Origin of the sequence: Pseudoxanthomonas sp. LjRoot143, assembly GCF_964252945.1 — a bacterium.
In the GTDB taxonomy this organism is placed as follows: Bacteria; Pseudomonadota; Gammaproteobacteria; order Xanthomonadales; family Xanthomonadaceae; genus Pseudoxanthomonas_A.
In genome coordinates this window covers 1,094,133-1,110,192 of sequence record NZ_CAXUPM020000001.1, presented here as the reverse complement: position 1 = coordinate 1,110,192, position 16,060 = coordinate 1,094,133, and the positions used below count along the sequence as shown (strand labels likewise).

The window sequence follows — 16,060 nt, the reverse complement described above, 5'->3', positions numbered from 1 at the left end:
TTCCCCCCACGGCCGTGCGAGTGCGTGAAGACGCATGCCGTGCGCCTCAGAACGTCCTGCGCAGCACCAGTTCCCAGCTGCGCGGATCGCCCAGATAGACCATCGTGCTGCCCAGCGCGTAGAGGGTATGGGTCCTGTCGCCCAGGTTGCGGCCGCGCAGCGTCACCTCGGTGCCGTCGCCAACCTTGAGGGCCACGTGTGCGCCCCACGTCGCGTAGCCGGCGGTGGACAGCGTGTTGGCGGCGTTGGCATGGCGCGACGACACGCCGCGCAGATCGACACCGGCCGACCAACGCGGCGTGAACGTGTAGTCCAGCCACAGGTTACCCACGCGCGATGGCGTGTTGGTCGGCCGGTTGCCGGCGCGCGATACCGATACGCCACCGACGTTCTCGTAGAAGTCGTCCAGCGTGGCATCGACCCAGGCCAGGTTGCCTTTCACGTGCAGCGCGTCGAACGGACGCCAGCCGAAGGTGGCTTCGATGCCACGCGATGACTGCTCCCCGACCGGCAACGTTTGGCCGGGATTGTCGGGATCGGTGATCGCGAGGTCGCGGCGGACGATCCGGTAGGCGGCCAGCGTGGCGAAACGGCTCCCGCCGCGCGATTGCACCTTCGCCCCGAGCTCGCCCTGACGACCGCTCGTCAGGTCGAAATCGCGCAGCGTGGCGAAGTTGGCCGTACTGAGGATGCCGGCCGGTGGATCGGCCGCGGTGCTGTACTGCGCGTAGAGGCTCGCCTGCGGCGTGATGGCCCAGTTCAGCGCGACGCGCCCCGTGGTCGGCGTGTAGTCGCGGTCGAAGCGCGCGGGATTGGTCGGCGACACTGCGCGATGATTGACCACGTCCAGCGCGATGCGATCTCGCCGCAGGCCGGTCAGCAGGAACAGCGACCGCGTCAGCTCGGTCAGGTTTTCCACGAACAGCGCCTGTGTGTGCAGCCGGTTGGTCCGGTCCGGCGTGTGGACGAGGCTCGCACCGGGGACATCGAGGAAGTACCCGGGCGTGACGGCATCCAGCGGCACGGTATCGACTATCGCCGACAGCGAGAGCGGGAACCGCGTCTGCCGGTTGTAGCTGACGTCGAGGCCGGTATTCCATTGCGACGGAAGACCGAACAGCGTGCCGGTATGCGCCCATTCGATACGGTTGCCATAGACCTGCTGGTCGTGACGCTGCAGCAGCGTACCGGAGCGGATCACACCGGTGTTGTCGGCCGTCAAACGGTAGCTTTCGACATTGCGGTAGTCGCGCAATGCATCGTAGTGGTAGACGGTGTTGCGCACGGTATCGCGCTCGCCGGGCGTCCACTCCAGCAGCGAGCGCGCCCAGCGCACGTCCTGGCCGTAATAGCCGTCGGCGACGTTGTAGTTCCGGCCAATGGTCGCCGGCACCACGGACAGGCGCCCCGTTGCCGGCTGGCGCACGGGCGTTCCCCAATAGGGACGATGGCTGTCTTCCTGCTGGAGTTCCACCGCCAACGTGTGGCGCAGCGACGGCGCCAGCTGCACGATCCAGGAGGCGGCCAGCGTGGCGGCGTCGCGCTGTTGTCCGTCGACCCAGCTCTCGCCGTCCCGGGCGCTCGCGTCCACGCGGATGGCCTGCCGCGCCTCGTCACCGCCGAGGCGCAGGTTCGCCCCCATCGCCAGCGTGCCGTCGCGGAAAGAACCCGATCCAAGTTGCACGGCCGCCTCATCGCGATCCAGTCGTGCGAGCCGGGTCACGTAGTTGATCGTGCCGCCGACCGCACCCGCGCCGTAGAGGAAGCTGGATGGCCCGCCGATAGCCTCCACCCGCTCGTACTGCCAGGCATCGACGGGCCGTGCCGCGATGCTGGCGTACTGCACGTCGATACCGTTGAACAACTGCGTGATCTGGCTGCCGGAGAAGCCACGGTAAGTCACCGTATTACCGTTGCCGGGCGGCGATGCGACGGTCAGCCCCGGGATGCCGGCCAATGCCTCCTGCGTGGTGCGCACGCCGCGCGCGTCGAGGGTCGTGCGATCGATGACGGTGACGGACGCGGGCGTCTCCATCACGCCCAACGCCAGGCGGGTGCCGGTACCGGCGGACTGTTCCAGCCCGGCACGGTGGCCTTTGACTTCGACGGTATCGAGCTGGGTGGCGCGTGACCCATCGGGCAACACGACGGATTCGGTCGCGAGCGCAACGACCGGGAAAGACAGAACCGCGGCAACCGCCACGGACAGGCGCGACGCACACGGCGTCGCCCGGAACATCAGGGACATGGGAACTCCAAAGCACAAGGACGCGGCGCGCGGGCCGCACGTTCAATCGGGGGTCTTGTGGTTCAGAGCAGGATCGGCGGCCCTTGCCCGCCCAGGCCGCGCAGCCGCAGGCGCCTGACAGGCGGAAACGGGACGACATGCGCGACGATGCCGCCGGCGGCGCGTGGAAACAGCAACGCGATGCAAAGCAGCAGCAACGGCAGTGCCGCTGCGAGCACACAGTAGGCGCAGTCCGCTCCCATCGGCATGCCGGCGGGCGCCGGCGCCTGCTTGCCGACGGGCGATTCGGCCCGCGTATCGACCCACTTGATGCCGTCGGCGGTGCATAGCTCGGTCCAGCCTGCCATCACCTGCGTGCTGGCACTCGCGATCCAACGCGTGACCGTCGGCGCGAACGCCGTCAGCAGCGCCGCCAGCAAGGCGAGCTGCAGCATCGGTCGCAGGAAGGAGGACGAACGGATCACGCGGCGATTGTAAGCATCGGACCCGGGATGATCAGGCGCGACAGAGTGTCGCACCCGCGCCCGTCACGGAAACACCACGCGCGCACCGAGGACGCGCGGCACCTCACCATCCACATCGACCCATGCCAGCCACGCAGCGTCACCCCGCCACTGCATGCGTGGAATCCCGCTGGCACGTCCCCGCGCGGACAGCGTGGCGACCTCGACGCGCTGCGGCTGGGTCCACGCCGCGTCGTAACGGCCGAGTACCAGCGACTGGCGCTCGTCCGGCGTCTGTTCCAGCCAACTGGCCAGCAGATGGTCGCCGGCCAGCGCCAGTGCGAGGCGCCCGAGCACCTGCGTGCCCTTGGCCAGCGTCACCGGCTCAGCGAACGTATCGCCGGCATCGTCGGAGCGCGCCGCGCGTAGTTCCGGCACCCCCTCCGCCTCGGTATACCAGGCGACCCAGACACGGCTGCCCTTCGCCACCACCACCGGGCCGTTGACCGGGCAACCGGCGATCTGCCAGCCATCGGTATGCACATCGCGCGGTGGCGTCCACCGTTCGCCATCGAAGCGGACGATGCGCGTATCGCGGATCTCGCCGGCGCTGCGCCCGCGATAGACGACGACCGCACCGCGGTCGGTGACCGCCGACGCGGTGGTGCAGCAGTCGCAGGTCGACACATCCAGCGGCCACTCGCCCATCTGCTTTGCCTGCGTGTCGTAGGTCGCCGCGCGCAGCATCATCGCGGCGCTTCCCGCATGGTCGTGTCCGCCTCCGTCGTGCCCCGTATGCCCGGCGGCCGCCTTCTGCCGACTGTCCAGCCAGGCGATACCGAGCCGGTCGCGCGATTGCGGCCAGAACGTCACGAAACCATGGTCGCCCGAGGTGCCAGAAGGGTGCACGAACTGCGGTGACGTCCAGGTCGCGCCGCCGTCGCCGGAACGCACCAGGTCGATGCCGTAATCCATCCGCGACGGCCCGGTGCTGCGTAGCCAGTGCGCCCACAGCGAGCCGTCCTGCAATGCAAACACGTGCGGCGTGTCCGCCCAGTTGCGGAAGAAGTCGTCGCCCTCGGCGATGGTGACCGGTGCCGTCCACACAGCGGAGGCGGCGTCGCCCCTCCACTGGCTCAACCGGAACCGCAGCGCGTCCTCGCCCGCAGGCTCCAGCCAGCTCAGCAGCAACGTGCCGTCGGGTGCCGCGACGAGATCCGGCTGGGCGGCGCCCGCCGGCGTCGGCAGCGCCCACGCTTCCACAACCGGTGACGCGACGGCCGACGGCGTGTCTGCCGTCCCGGGGTCCGGCGGTGTGCACGCGCCCAACGATGCCATCGCCAGCACCACGAGAAGGGTTCGGCATGCAGTAGCGCCAGCAGAAGCAACAGGCATTGCGGGACGTCCGTTCGCGGGAAGGCGTCATTGCACCATGGAATCCGCCGGCAGGGCTGCGACCGGCTGACGCAGGCGCATCGCGCCGCCGATCACCCCCAGCGTTTATCCTTGCACCATGACCGACACCGCCCGCGACATCCTCACGCCCACCCAGCTCAACACGCTGGCGCGCGACCTGTTGGAAGGCGCGTTCCCGCTGGTCTGGGTGGAAGGCGAACTGGGCAATGTCACCCGTCCTGCGTCCGGGCACCTGTACTTCACCCTCAAGGACGCGCGCGCACAGGTCCGCTGTGCGATGTTCAAGCCCAAGAGCCAGTGGCTGAAGTTCGCCCCGCGCGAGGGCCTGCGCGTGCTCGCCCGCGGCCGCCTGACCCTGTACGAAGCCCGTGGCGATTACCAGCTGGTGATCGACAGCCTGGAAGAGGCCGGCGAAGGCGCACTGCGGCGCGCGTTCGAAGAGCTGCGCGCCCGGCTCACCGCGGAAGGCCTGTTCGACGACGCTCGCAAGCGTCCGCTGCCCGCCCACGTGCAGCGGCTCGCCGTGCTGACCTCCCCGACCGGCGCCGCGGTGCGCGATGTGCTGAGCGTGCTGCAGCGCCGTTTCCCGCTGCTGGAAGTCGACGTGTTGCCGGTCCAGGTGCAGGGCGAAACGGCCGCGGCGCAGATCGTGGACATGCTGCAGCGCGCGGCACGCAGCGGTCGCTACGACGTGCTGTTGGTCGCCCGTGGCGGCGGTTCGCTGGAGGACCTCTGGGCCTTCAACGACGAGCGGCTTGCGCGCGCCATCGCCGCCTCGCCGGTGCCGGTGGTATCCGCCATCGGTCACGAGACCGACTTCACCCTCGCCGACTTCGCCGCCGACCTGCGGGCGCCGACGCCCTCCGTCGCGGCGGAACTGCTGGTCCCCGACCGGCGCGACCTGCTGGCGCGCGTCCAGGGGTTGCAGCGCCGCCTCGCGACCACCCAGGCACATCGCCTGCGCAGCGCCATGCAGCGCGCGGACCGTGCCGCATTGCGGTTGAACGCGCTGCGTCCCCAGGCACGGCTGGAGGCTTTCCGGCAGCGACAGGAAGAATCCGCGCGCCGCCTGCATGCCCTGTGGCAGCACCAGCAGGCCCGTCGCATCGCGTCGCTGCGCCATGCCGATGCCGTCCTGCGCGCACACGCACCGCAGCGTCGCCTAGAACAGCTGCGCTTGCGCCTGCTCGCCCTCGCGCCACGCCCCCAGGCCGCCGTCGCACGCACCCTGCAACGCGATGCCCTGCGCCTTCGCGCCCTCGCCCGCTCACTCGAAGCGGTCAGTCCGCTCGCGACGGTCGCGCGCGGCTACGCGCTGGTGACCAGGGAAGACGGCACGCTGGTGCGCTCGGTGACGCAGGTGCAGGCAGGCGAGCGTGTCGAGGCACAAGTCGGCGATGGTCGACTGACGCTGCGCGCGGAATAGCGTGGCACGCCGCCGGATCACCCCACTTCCACACCCTTTCAACGCGCGGCGCCCGCCCGCAGAACCCCGCCAGGAGCACCCCATGATCACCCGCGAACAACTGGTCGAGATGTTCGACAACATGGCCAAGGAAACGCCGTGGGACCTGCGCAAGCCCCTGGTGTGGGGATACTTCTTCACGCACGGCTCGCGGCCCGCGCTGGAGGCGGTGGTGCCCCTGCTGCAGGACCAGGGTTACCGCGTGATCGCGCTGTACCTGGAAGACAAGGACAGCCGCAAGGATCCAGACCTGTGGTGGCTGCATGTGGAAAAGACCGAAGTCCACACGCCGGACAGCCTGCACGAGCGCAACCAGGCGCTGTACCGCTTCGCCGACGAGCACGGCCTGGATGCCTATGACGGCATGGACGTCGGCGCCATCGACTGACAGCCCCGCACCCCCGCGCAGGCCGGGGCAGCTTGTCCCCACTCCGGTCAACCCCGTTTCCCGACCCCGCGCGTTCGACTCCCTGTCCCACACACGGAGTCGCGCCATGTCGCACCGCCTGACCGTTACCCTGCTGGCCGCCGCCCTGCTGGCTGCCTGCCAATCCAACCCCACGACCCAGCACTCGCCTGAAGCCGAAGCGGCCGCCGTGGCGGCAGACGCATACGCACGCAAGGAAGCCGACACCGGGCGGCGCGACCAGGCGACGCTCGACCGCATCGCCGTCACCGGCAGCCGTCTGCGCAGCGAGCAGGCCAAAGCGACGGCGGCTACCGGGCTGGCCTACGCGCCCTCGGCGCCGCCGCCGCCAGCTCCCGCGATGATGATGGAGTACCGGAACGCCAACATCATCGTTGCCCCGCAAGTCCCACCGGTAAACGCCGAGAAGTACGCCGACCGCGACGATAATCCGGTGCGCCGTACGCTCGATGAACCGGTCTCCACGTTCTCCGTCGACGTGGACACCGGCAGCTACAGCAACGTGCGCCGCATGCTGCGCGAAGGCCAACGTCCACCCGCCGACGCAGTGCGTGCGGAGGAGTTCATCAACTACTTCCGCTATGGCCACGCCGGACCGACCGACCGCAGCCGACCGTTCGCGGTGACCACCGAACTCGCACCGGCACCATGGAACGCCAAGCGCCAGCTGCTGATGGTCGGCATCAAGGGCTACGACGTGCCGAAAGCGACGCTGCCGCCGGCCAACCTGGTGTTCCTGCTCGACACATCCGGCTCGATGGAGTCGCCGGACAAGCTGCCGCTGCTGAAGCAATCGTTCGCGCAGCTCGTTACCCAACTGCGCGCGCAGGACCGCGTCAGCATCGTCGTCTATGCCGGCTCCGCCGGCCTGGTATTGCCGCCGACGCCCGGCAACCGGCACGACGAGATCCTCAGTGCGCTCGATCGCCTGCAGGCCGGCGGCAGCACCAATGGCGGCGATGGCATCCGCCTGGCGTACGCGATGGCGAAGCAGGCTTTCGTCAAGGACGGCGTGAACCGGGTGATCCTGGCCACCGACGGCGACTTCAACGTCGGCACCGTCAGCCAGGACGCGCTGGAAACGATGGTGGCCGACGAGCGTGCGTCCGGCATCGCGCTGACCACGCTGGGCTTCGGCACCGGCAACTACAACGATGCGCTGGCCGAGAAGCTGGCCGATGTCGGCGACGGCAACCATGCCTATATCGACACGCTGCAGGAAGGCCGCAAGGTGCTGGTGGACGAGATGCAGTCGACCCTGCTGACCATCGCCCGTGACGTGAAGATCCAGGTGGAGTTCAACCCCGCCGTGGTGTCCGAGTACCGGCTGATCGGCTATGAGAATCGCGTGCTGGCCAACGAGGACTTCGCCAACGACAAGGTCGATGCCGGCGACATCGGCGCGGGCCATGAAGTCACCGCGCTGTACGAGATCACACCGGTCGGCAGCGGTGCGGACCGCCTGCCTGCGCTGCGCTACGGCGGCAAGCAGGTCGCCGCCTGCGCCTCGACCACCGAGGTCGCGCACGTGCGCCTGCGCTACAAGCTGCCGGGCCAGGAGGCCAGCCGCCTGATCGAAACACCGATCGCGCGGACGTCGCTGACCGCACAACCCAGCGACGCCTTCCGTTTCGCCAGTGCCGTGGCGGCCTATGCCGACCTGTTGCGCGGTGGTCAACGCATCGATGGCTGGAACTGGAATGATGTCGCCCGCACCGCACGAGCGTCGGCGGGGCGTGACCCTTACGGCCTGAAGGCGGAGTTCGTCGGCATGATCGAGCAGGCAAACCGGTTGGTCGCGGTGAAGGACGATGCGCCGGTCATCGCCGGCGAGTGAACCAGGCGTGGCGCGGGGCCAGGGATGGCCTCCGCCATGTTTTCGCTCTGACGTAGGAGCTCAGCCGCCATGATGGTTCACAAGATTGTCTTACTTCTCGCCCTGCTCTGTCCCGCTGCGTCGTTCGCGACAAGCTGCGGGATCCATATCGTGGTCGCCAATCATCGTGCGCACGCCGTCACGGTGCAGTTGAAGAGCTTCCATATGGATCGGACGCTTCCGGCGCCATCGCCAGAGGACTTCGACAACCCTGTCTACAGCGACGACGCACCGCCTTATCTCTCGTCACTGGAACAGGTCGATGTTCCCGCTGACGAAGCCGTCGAGGTGAGATTCCGCCGGATCTGCGTTGGCGACTTCTGGCTCAACTGGCGGACCGTGCCCGTCACGGACGAGAGCGCGAGGTCGGGGCAACTGCGGCCCTATCACGGACAGCCCATCGACATCCGTTAGAGCGGCAGGCGTGGCGCAAGCTCAGGCGGCGTCGACCACCACCGTTTCCATCTGCGCCGCGGGCCGCCCCAACAGGTAGCCCTGTCCGAGATGGCAGCCCAGTTCGATCAGCGACTGGCGCTGCTCTTCGGTTTCCACGCCCTCGGCGATCGTCTCGATCCCCAGCGTGCTGGCCAGCGCCAGGATGGCGCGCACCAGCGCCAGGCTCTCGGGCCGTGCTTCGCTGCCGAGTCCCGACACGAAGCTGCGGTCGATCTTGAGTACCGAGATCGGGAACCGGTGCAGGTAGGACAGCGCGGAGAACCCGGTACCGAAGTCGTCGAGTTGCGCGAGGATGCCGTGCTGGCGCAACGTGCGCAGGATGCGTAGCGTGCGCGGCGCATCATCGAGGAGCGCGACCTCGGTGATCTCCAACCGCAGGCGCGACGGATCCGCCCCCTGCGCCTCGAACATCGCCAGCAGGCGATCGCCGAAGTCGGGCGAACGGAAATGCCGCGGCGACACGTTGACCGAGATGTAGCCCTCGACGCCGCGCGCGATCTGCCGCACCACCTGTTCGTAGAGCAGCCAGTCGACCTGTTCGATCAGGCCGCTGTGTTCGCCCAGGCCAATGAACTCCGCGGGCAACAGCAGACCACGCCGTTCATGCTGCCAGCGCAGCAGCGCCTCGTGGCCGATGACGCGGCCGTCGTCCATCCGGCGGATCGGCTGGTAGAACGGCAGGAAATCGCGGTGGTTGATCGCCCGGCGCAGGTCGGCCTCGAGATCCAGGCTTTGTACCGCCGCCTCGCGCATGGCCTCGTCGAACATGGCGCAGCGGTCGCGTCCCTGCTCCTTGGCGCGATACATCGCCGCATCGGCGTCGCGCAGCAGCTCTTCGCCGTTGCGATAACGCGGATGCCACACCGCAATGCCGAGACTGGCGGACGGGAACAGTTCGCGACCCGCCACCCACATCGGCAGGCCGAGCACGGCGAGCAGCCGCTGGGCGAAGTCGCGCACGTTCTCGACGCCTTCGGCGTACTCGACCAGCAACGCGAACTCGTCGCCGCCCAGGCGCGACACCACGTCCTCGTCGCGCACGCTCATGGTGATGCGGCGCGCCACCTCCACCAGCAGTTCGTCGCCGGCGGCGTGCCCCATGCTGTCGTTGACCAGCTTGAAGCGGTCCAGATCGAGGAACAGCACGGCGAACGCTTGCCCGTCGCCATGGCGTGCGCGCTCGATGGCGGCCGACAGGCGATCGAGCAGGTGCGGACGATTGGGCAGCCCGGTCAGCGCGTCATGCGTGGCCTGGTGGGTAAGCTGCTGTTCGATACGCAACCGCTCGCCGATCTGCGAGCGCAACTGATGGTTCGCTTCAGCCAACTCGCGTGTGCGCTCGTCGACCCGGCGCTCGAGCTCGGCGTGCGCGCTGCGCAGGCGTTCCTGCGCACGCTGGCGATCCAGGCCGTTGCCGATATGGTGGGCGACGAAGGTCAGCAGGTTCTGGTCGTGCGAGGTGAACTTCACCTCTTCCGAATAGCTCTGCACGACCACCGTACCGACCACGTCGTCGCCGCGAAACAACGGAACACCCAGCCAGCTGTAGGCCGGCGGACCGTGCTGCAATACTTTGCCCGCTTCGGCCAGCTGGCCGATCACCTCGCGATCGGCCAGCAGCGGACGACCGGCGTCGATGACGTACTCGGTCAGGCCGTTGGTCATCCGTCGCGTCTTGCGCATCGGATCGCGTTCGTCGATCGAGTACGGAAAGTTCAGGTCCTTGCCGTCGTCCGACACCAGCGCGATGTAGAAATTGCGCGCATTGATCAGTTCGTCGACCACCGTGTGCACGTCGGCGTAGAAACGTTCCAGGCTGTCCGAGGTGATGGCCAGGTCGGTGATGCGGAACAGCGCGCGCTGCAGCTTCTCGGCGCGCTTGCGCTCCATGATCTCGGCCTGCAGTTCGCGGTTGGCGCGCTGCAGTTCATGCGTGCGCACCGCCACGCGGTGCTCCAGCTCGACATGCGCGTGCTTGCGGTCGAGCGCGGTGAGGATGTGCTGCGCCACGTAGCCCAGCAGCGCGCGGTCCTCATCGGCGTAACTGGCCGGCGCGTCGTAGCTCTGCACGACGATGGCGCCGCAGACATGGTCGTCGCGACGCATGGGCACGCCCAGCCAGTCCAGGCTGTCCGGGCCGTGCGAGGGATCGCGGACCACGCCCAGCTTCTGCCGGATCACCGCCGATGGCCCGCGCAGCGGCTGGCCGTGGCGCAGCAGCGCGAAGGTCATGCTGTTGACCATCTCCTCTTCGCCGAACTCGCGTTCGGGCTCGGCGATGTAGGGGTCGCGCTGGTCGGCGAAATAGAGGAAACGCACGCTGCGGCGCTGGTCGTCGTAGAGGACGATGTAGCAGTTCTCCGCGTACATCAGCGAGTTCACCACCGCGTGGATGCGGCGGAGCATCTCCGGCATCTCGAGGTCGGCGCCGGCCAGGTCGGCGATCTCGTACAGCGCCTGTTGAAGGCGCTTTGACTTCTCCAGCGACACCACGCGCGCCTGCGCGCGGGAAGCATCCAGCGAGGTCACCAGCAGCGTGCGCGCCAGCAATACCCACGAGGCCTCCTCGGCCTCTGCCAGCGGTCCGGGCAGCGCCAGCGCCAGCGCGACGCGGGCGTTGCCGTCGGCATTGTCCCAGGCGTACACGCGCGAGTCGGGACCGTCGTGTTCGACCACCGCTTCGGCAAGCGCATGTTCGGCGCGCCGTCGCAACGTGCTGGACGCGTCCGGGGTAGCGCCGCTGCCGTTGCCCAGTGCCCAGTCGCGCCAGCAGACGGCCAGTTCCGCGCCCGCCGGCAACAGCCCACGCAGGACGAGCGCGATCCGTTCCGCCGGCGAGGCGTCCGCGCTGGCCGGGTTGTCGGCGCTGATCGATGGCGTAGGCATGGCCGTGGTCCGAACGAGTCGGTGTGCGGTATCCGGAAGTCCCCCGCCGGGAGCATACCGCCTGCCAGCCCCTGAACGGAAACGACCCGCGCAACCCCGCCGCGGACCGTGGGCCGTTTGCCATGCACGTGCCAGCCTCCCCTGCCCCCGCTGCTTTGACTGGTCACGTCATGCCGACGCACCCCGGTTCCAGGATGAACGCGGCAGGCGCCCGACCCCGCACCAGCTTCACGGGCGCGTGGGTACCGCTTACGCTGGTAGCAGTGAACGACCTTGCCGAACCCGCCGACGAGACCCTGATGCTGGCCTATGCCGCGGGCGACGCATCGGCGTTCGAACAACTTTACGCACGCCACCGCGGGCCGCTTTACCGGTTCCTGCTGCGGCACCTGCGCGATGCGGCGCTGGCCGACGAGTTCTTCCAGGACACCTGGCAGCGGGTGATCAGTGCGCGCCAGGGCTGGAAACCGGAAGCGGCGTTCGGGACCTGGCTGTACCGGATCGCGCACAATCGCCTGAACGACCATTGGCGCGCGTCCAAGCACCGCCCCGCGGCGCCGGACGATGCCGACGAACGCACGGCGCGCGTGCCGGACCCGGATACCCCGGAGCGCCAGCTGTCGGAGTTCGAACAGCGCCGGCGGTTGCAGTTGGCCATGGATGAATTGCCGCCTGAGCAGCGCGAGGTGCTGCTGCTGCGGCTGGAGCAGGAACTGACCCTGGAGGAGATCGGCGAGATCACCGGCGTGGGCCGGGAAACCGTGAAGTCGCGCCTGCGGTACGCGATGGACCGGTTGCGGACGAGGTTGAACGAATGAGCATGCCCCACGAACCCCTGACCCCTGAAGAGCGTGCGCTCGCGCAGTCGCTGTCGCGGCTGGGTCCGCACGGCGGTCCGTCGCCCGATCTGGATGCCAGGATCCTGGGGGCGGCCCGCGCGGCGGTTCAGAGCGCGCCCGCCGGAGGCGGCCAGGTGCCCCCTTCGCGCCGCCGCTGGCCGCTGGGCATGGGCGTTGCCGCCTCGGTCCTGCTCGCTGCCGGCGTCGCCTGGCAGCTTCGCCCCCTGCATGAAGTCCCGGTCGCCAGTGAAGTGCCGGTGGACGCCGCGCGTGAGGTCGCCGAGTCGGCTGATACCTCACGGGCCGTAGCCGCGGATGCCGCCGCACCGGCCGCCGACGCGCTGCCCGCCCCGGAAGTGGCGCAGGACATCGCTCCTCCCATGCCTGCGAAGGTTCTGCCTCCTGCTCCGATCGGTCGCGCGGCAACCGCGCCAGGACCGGCCCGCCAGAATGCGGAGGCGGCGGCGCGCCAGGAGCTTCCGCCGAAGCGCAGCCCGCTCGCGCTGATCCCCGCGCCTGCCGCGTCCCCTGCACCGCCCGCCCCTGAAGCGGCACCGCAGGCGTTTTCCTTCGACACCGACGCGTATTCGAACCCGGCACCCGCCGCTGCGGCCGCGCCGGAACCCGACGTGCGCACCCAGCACCGCGCTGCCGCCGAGCAGGAACAGGAGCAACGCGTCCGTTACGACGAAGAGCGACGGGAGGCAGCCGCCAAGGCCGAGGACAAGCTGACGCTGAATTCCGTCATGGCGACCGGCAATCGCGTGACCACCCGGGACCGTCAGGCCAGGACCAAGGAGGCCATGCCAGCGTCCGCACCGGTGGCCGCCGCACCGCCTCCGCCCCCACCACCGGCCGCCAGCGCCGGCAGTGCCCAGCCCAGCGCAGCCCGCAATGCCCTGCGCCGCACCGACCTGCAGGTACCGGTCGACGCGGACACGCGGCTGCCACCCGAGGAATGGCTGGATCGCATCCGGCTGCGCCGCGACCTCGGCGATGACGCCAACGCATTGCGCAGCCTGCAGCTGTTCGTGCAGGAGCATCCGTTCCAGCGCGTGCCGGAAGACCTGCGCCCGCTGCTCGGCAATCCGTGAGCGATACTCTCGCCGCACGCGTCTCGCAGCTGCTGGAGGTGAAGCACAGCCGTTTCCTCGCCCAGGCGGCGCCGGTGGGCAGCGCCGAAGATGCACTCGCGTTCCTGCGCGAGATCGGCGATCCCGCGGCGACCCACAACTGCTGGGCCTACCGGATCGGCCAGGAATACCGCTCCAGCGATGACGGCGAGCCTGCGGGCACGGCGGGCCGGCCGATCCTTGCCGCGATCGATGGGCAGGGCTTCGATCGGGTGATGGTGGTGGTGACGCGCTGGTATGGCGGGATCAAGCTGGGCGCGGGCGGCCTGGTACGCGCGTATGGCGGTGCGGCGGCGGAGTGCCTGCGGCTGGCGGCCCGCGAGCCACTGGTGAGCTTGGCCACGGTCGAGCTGGCCTGCCCGTTCGACGACCTCGGCCACGTGCACGCCGCGTTGACCGTCCACAAGGCGGTGAAGCAGGACGAAGGATTCGACGAGACCGGCGCACGCCTGCGCGTGCAGGTGCCCGCGGATCGCGTGGACGCCTTGAAATCGCAGCTGCGCGACGCCACCCGTAACCGGGTGCGCTTTGTCGGACCGGCCTAGCCGCCTGCGAGGCAACAGGTGCTTGTGGAAGAGGCTTCGCGCCCGGCCGGGAATGAAGCCTCTTCCACAACCGCTTTCAACACGGACCCCATGAGCGCCCAGATCGAGACGCCGACCGACACCGCCGCCAAACTCAAGGCCAAGCTGGGCACGCTGCGTGCCCTGTGGCCGTTCGTGCGCCAGCATGGCGGCCTGTTCACCGCCTGGCTGCTGGCCCTTGCGCTGGCGTCGGCGGCGACATTGAGCCTGCCGGTCGCGTTCCGGCAGATGATCGACAACGGCTTCACCGATGGCGCGAACATCAACCGCGCCTTCCTGTTCCTGTTCGTGGTGGCGGTCGTACTGGCGCTGGCCAGCGCCGCGCGCTTCTACTTCGTGTCGCTGCTCGGCGAAAAGGTCGTCGCCGACCTGCGTGGCCAGCTCTACGGCCATCTGATCGGCCTCGATGCCGAATTCCACGACCGCACCCGCAGCGGCGAACTGGTGTCGCGACTCTCCGCCGACAGCGAACTGCTGCGCACCGTGGTCGCCACCAGCATGTCGGTCGCCCTGCGCAGCAGCGTCACCGTCGTCGGCAGCCTGGGGATGCTGTTCGTCACCAGTCCGCGCCTGGCGGCCTTCGCGCTGATCGGCATCCCGCTGGCCGTGCTGCCGATCGTGCTGGGTGCGCGCCGGCTGGAGAAGGCCTCGCGCGCCAGCCAGGATCGCGTCGCCGATGCCAATACGCTGGCCAGCGAGACGCTGGGTGCCGTGCGTACCGTGCAGGCGCATGCCCGCGAGCCCTACGAGCGCGGCCGCTTCGGCGCTGCCATCGCGACCGCCGTGGAGACCGCGCGCCGACGCATCCGCGCGCAGGCATGGGTCACCGCGGCGGCGATCACGCTGATCTTCGGTGCCATCACGCTGGTCCTGTGGTCGGGCGCGCATGACGTCATCGACGGCACGATGACCGCAGGCACGCTGGGACAGTTCGTGCTTTATGCGCTGATCGGCGGCGGCTCGGTCGGTGCGCTGGCCGAAGTCTGGAACGAGCTGCAGCGCGCAGCCGGCGGCATGGGCCGTATCGCCGAACTGCTGGGCGAAACCCCAGCGATCCGCGCACCCGCGAACGCGCGCACGCTGCCTGCGCAGGTACAAGGCGATATCCGCTTCGACAACGTCTCGTTCCACTACCCATCGCGCCCCGACCTGCCCGCGCTCGACGATTTCGACCTGACGGTTCGTCCGGGCGAAACGGTCGCGCTGGTGGGTCCGTCCGGCGCCGGCAAGAGCACGGTGTTCTCGATGCTGCTGCGCTTCCATGATGCGCAGTCCGGCAGCGTTCGCGTCGACGGCGTGGACCTGCGCGAACTCGCCCCGGCCGACCTGCGCGAACACATCGCGCTCGTACCGCAGCAGCCGACCATCTTCGCCGCCAGCGCGGCCGAGAACATCCGCTACGGCAAGCTGGACGCCACCGACGCCCAACTGCAGGCCGCAGCCGAAGCCGCCGAGGCCGACGACTTCATCCGCGAGTTGCCGGGCGGCTTCGACAGCCAACTCGGCGAGCGCGGCGCGCGCCTGTCCGGCGGCCAGCAGCAGCGCATCGCCATCGCGCGCGCGCTGCTGAAGGACGCGCCCATCCTGCTGCTGGACGAAGCGACCAGCGCACTCGACGCACAGAGCGAGCGGGCCGTGCAGAACGCGCTGGAGCGCCTGATGGACGGCCGCACCACGCTGGTCATCGCACACCGCCTGGCGACCGTGCAGAAGGCGGACCGCATCGTGGTCATGGATCGCGGCCGCATCGTCGCCCAGGGCACGCACGCCGAGTTGCTGGCGCAGGACGGCCTGTATGCGGAGCTGGCGCGTCTGCAGTTCCTGGACTGATCCCCACGGCGCAGCGATGACGACCACGCCGTGCGTGGTCTAGGATGCGGCAGTCTCCCGCCGGAGTCCGCGCATGATTCCCGACTCGTTGCCGCCCTTGCTGCGCGGACTGGGTACCGCGCTGATCCTGCTGACCAGCGCGCTCGTGGTTACCGTGGAGCGCCGGACCCACGACGAGGCCGCCGCGCTGACGGCGATCGCGCACCTGGCCGTGAAGGCCGAAGAAGCCCGGCACCAGGGCGAGACCGGCGCCGCCGCCCTCGCCACCGAAGTCCGCCTGCTGCGCCTGCAACTGCAGGGCAACGACCTGGCCGACGACGTGTTCGAGAACCCGTGGTTCCAGTGGCTGGGCCTGCTCGGCACCGGCCTGATCGCGGCGTCGTTCTTCGCCGAATGGCGGCTCAAGCGCGACGTCGCCCGCGCAGCGCGCGCGGTCGCGCCCGACGCGCCATGACGC

13 protein-coding genes are annotated in these 16,060 nt (G+C 69.2%); 9 read left to right on the top strand and 4 right to left on the bottom strand.

Annotation, left to right across the window (positions count from 1 at the left end; genetic code table 11):
* Positions 1-46: 46 nt before the first annotated feature.
* From ACSQ1W_RS05160 to ACSQ1W_RS05150, 3 genes are all read right to left on the bottom strand, one after another.
* Positions 47-2,248 (bottom strand): TonB-dependent receptor, encoded by a 2,202-nt coding sequence (locus ACSQ1W_RS05160; RefSeq protein ID WP_436042032.1) that lies wholly within the window; start codon positions 2,246-2,248, stop codon positions 47-49.
* Between the two features lie 62 nt (positions 2,249-2,310).
* Positions 2,311-2,712, bottom strand: coding sequence for a DUF2946 family protein (locus tag ACSQ1W_RS05155; RefSeq protein ID WP_436042030.1), 402 nt, complete (start codon positions 2,710-2,712; stop codon positions 2,311-2,313).
* 63 nt (positions 2,713-2,775) lie between these two features.
* Positions 2,776-4,029, bottom strand: a complete 1,254-nt coding sequence (locus ACSQ1W_RS05150; RefSeq protein WP_436042028.1) for a sialidase family protein — start codon at positions 4,027-4,029, stop codon at positions 2,776-2,778.
* A 175-nt stretch (positions 4,030-4,204) separates the two neighbouring features.
* Between ACSQ1W_RS05150 and xseA the strand changes: the two genes are divergently transcribed.
* The 4 genes from xseA (at position 4,205) to ACSQ1W_RS05130 (ending at position 8,289) form a co-directional block, all read left to right on the top strand.
* Entirely contained in the window at positions 4,205-5,533 is a 1,329-nt protein-coding gene (gene xseA / locus ACSQ1W_RS05145; protein ID WP_436042026.1) for an exodeoxyribonuclease VII large subunit, read from the top strand.
* 82 nt (positions 5,534-5,615) lie between these two features.
* Positions 5,616-5,960: a ribonuclease E inhibitor RraB gene (locus tag ACSQ1W_RS05140; protein ID WP_436042024.1), complete on the top strand. Its 345-nt coding sequence runs from the start codon at positions 5,616-5,618 to the stop codon at positions 5,958-5,960.
* Positions 5,961-6,066: 106 nt separating this feature from the next.
* Positions 6,067-7,836 carry a vWA domain-containing protein gene (locus ACSQ1W_RS05135; RefSeq protein ID WP_436042023.1) on the top strand — a complete coding sequence of 590 codons (1,770 nt, stop codon included), beginning with the start codon at positions 6,067-6,069 and terminating at the stop codon, positions 7,834-7,836.
* 69 nt (positions 7,837-7,905) lie between these two features.
* The gene (locus ACSQ1W_RS05130; protein ID WP_436042022.1) at positions 7,906-8,289 is read left to right on the top strand and encodes a hypothetical protein; all 384 of its coding nucleotides are present in this window, start codon (positions 7,906-7,908) and stop codon (positions 8,287-8,289) included.
* 21 nt (positions 8,290-8,310) lie between these two features.
* Here ACSQ1W_RS05130 and ACSQ1W_RS05125 read toward each other — a convergent pair whose 3' ends face one another.
* On the bottom strand, positions 8,311-11,217 hold the full coding sequence (locus ACSQ1W_RS05125) for an EAL domain-containing protein (RefSeq protein ID WP_436042021.1): 2,907 nt from the start codon (positions 11,215-11,217) through the stop codon (positions 8,311-8,313).
* Positions 11,218-11,480: 263 nt separating this feature from the next.
* Between ACSQ1W_RS05125 and ACSQ1W_RS05120 the strand changes: the two genes are divergently transcribed.
* From ACSQ1W_RS05120 to ACSQ1W_RS05100, 5 genes are all read left to right on the top strand, one after another.
* Positions 11,481-12,035: an RNA polymerase sigma factor gene (locus ACSQ1W_RS05120; protein ID WP_192268853.1), complete on the top strand. Its 555-nt coding sequence runs from the start codon at positions 11,481-11,483 to the stop codon at positions 12,033-12,035.
* A 2-nt stretch (positions 12,036-12,037) separates the two neighbouring features.
* Positions 12,038-13,150, top strand: coding sequence for a hypothetical protein (locus ACSQ1W_RS05115; RefSeq protein WP_436042018.1), 1,113 nt, complete (start codon positions 12,038-12,040; stop codon positions 13,148-13,150).
* Positions 13,147-13,734 carry an IMPACT family protein gene (locus tag ACSQ1W_RS05110; protein WP_436042017.1) on the top strand — a complete coding sequence of 196 codons (588 nt, stop codon included), beginning with the start codon at positions 13,147-13,149 and terminating at the stop codon, positions 13,732-13,734. Before ACSQ1W_RS05115 ends, ACSQ1W_RS05110 begins: the two co-directional genes overlap by 4 nt.
* Positions 13,735-13,824: 90 nt before the next feature.
* Positions 13,825-15,603, top strand: coding sequence for an ABC transporter transmembrane domain-containing protein (locus tag ACSQ1W_RS05105; protein WP_436042015.1), 1,779 nt, complete (start codon positions 13,825-13,827; stop codon positions 15,601-15,603).
* A 73-nt stretch (positions 15,604-15,676) separates the two neighbouring features.
* Complete coding sequence (locus ACSQ1W_RS05100; protein ID WP_436042013.1) at positions 15,677-16,057, top strand: hypothetical protein; 381 nt, start codon at positions 15,677-15,679, stop codon at positions 16,055-16,057.
* Positions 16,058-16,060 lie beyond the last annotated feature (3 nt).

Excerpts from the sequence above, each read along its gene's own strand:
- ACSQ1W_RS05160 (WP_436042032.1), bottom strand. The coding sequence starts at position 2,248 with ATGTCCCTGATGTTCCGGGCGACGCCGTGTGCGTCGCGCCTGTCCGTG.
- ACSQ1W_RS05150 (WP_436042028.1), bottom strand. The coding sequence starts at position 4,029 with ATGGCATCGTTGGGCGCGTGCACACCGCCGGACCCCGGGACGGCAGAC.
- xseA (WP_436042026.1), top strand. The coding sequence starts at position 4,205 with ATGACCGACACCGCCCGCGACATCCTCACGCCCACCCAGCTCAACACG.
- ACSQ1W_RS05140 (WP_436042024.1), top strand. The coding sequence starts at position 5,616 with ATGATCACCCGCGAACAACTGGTCGAGATGTTCGACAACATGGCCAAG.
- ACSQ1W_RS05135 (WP_436042023.1), top strand. The coding sequence starts at position 6,067 with ATGTCGCACCGCCTGACCGTTACCCTGCTGGCCGCCGCCCTGCTGGCT.
- ACSQ1W_RS05130 (WP_436042022.1), top strand. The coding sequence starts at position 7,906 with ATGATGGTTCACAAGATTGTCTTACTTCTCGCCCTGCTCTGTCCCGCT.
- ACSQ1W_RS05125 (WP_436042021.1), bottom strand. The coding sequence starts at position 11,217 with ATGCCTACGCCATCGATCAGCGCCGACAACCCGGCCAGCGCGGACGCC.
- ACSQ1W_RS05115 (WP_436042018.1), top strand. The coding sequence starts at position 12,038 with ATGCCCCACGAACCCCTGACCCCTGAAGAGCGTGCGCTCGCGCAGTCG.
- ACSQ1W_RS05105 (WP_436042015.1), top strand. The coding sequence starts at position 13,825 with ATGAGCGCCCAGATCGAGACGCCGACCGACACCGCCGCCAAACTCAAG.
- ACSQ1W_RS05100 (WP_436042013.1), top strand. The coding sequence starts at position 15,677 with ATGATTCCCGACTCGTTGCCGCCCTTGCTGCGCGGACTGGGTACCGCG.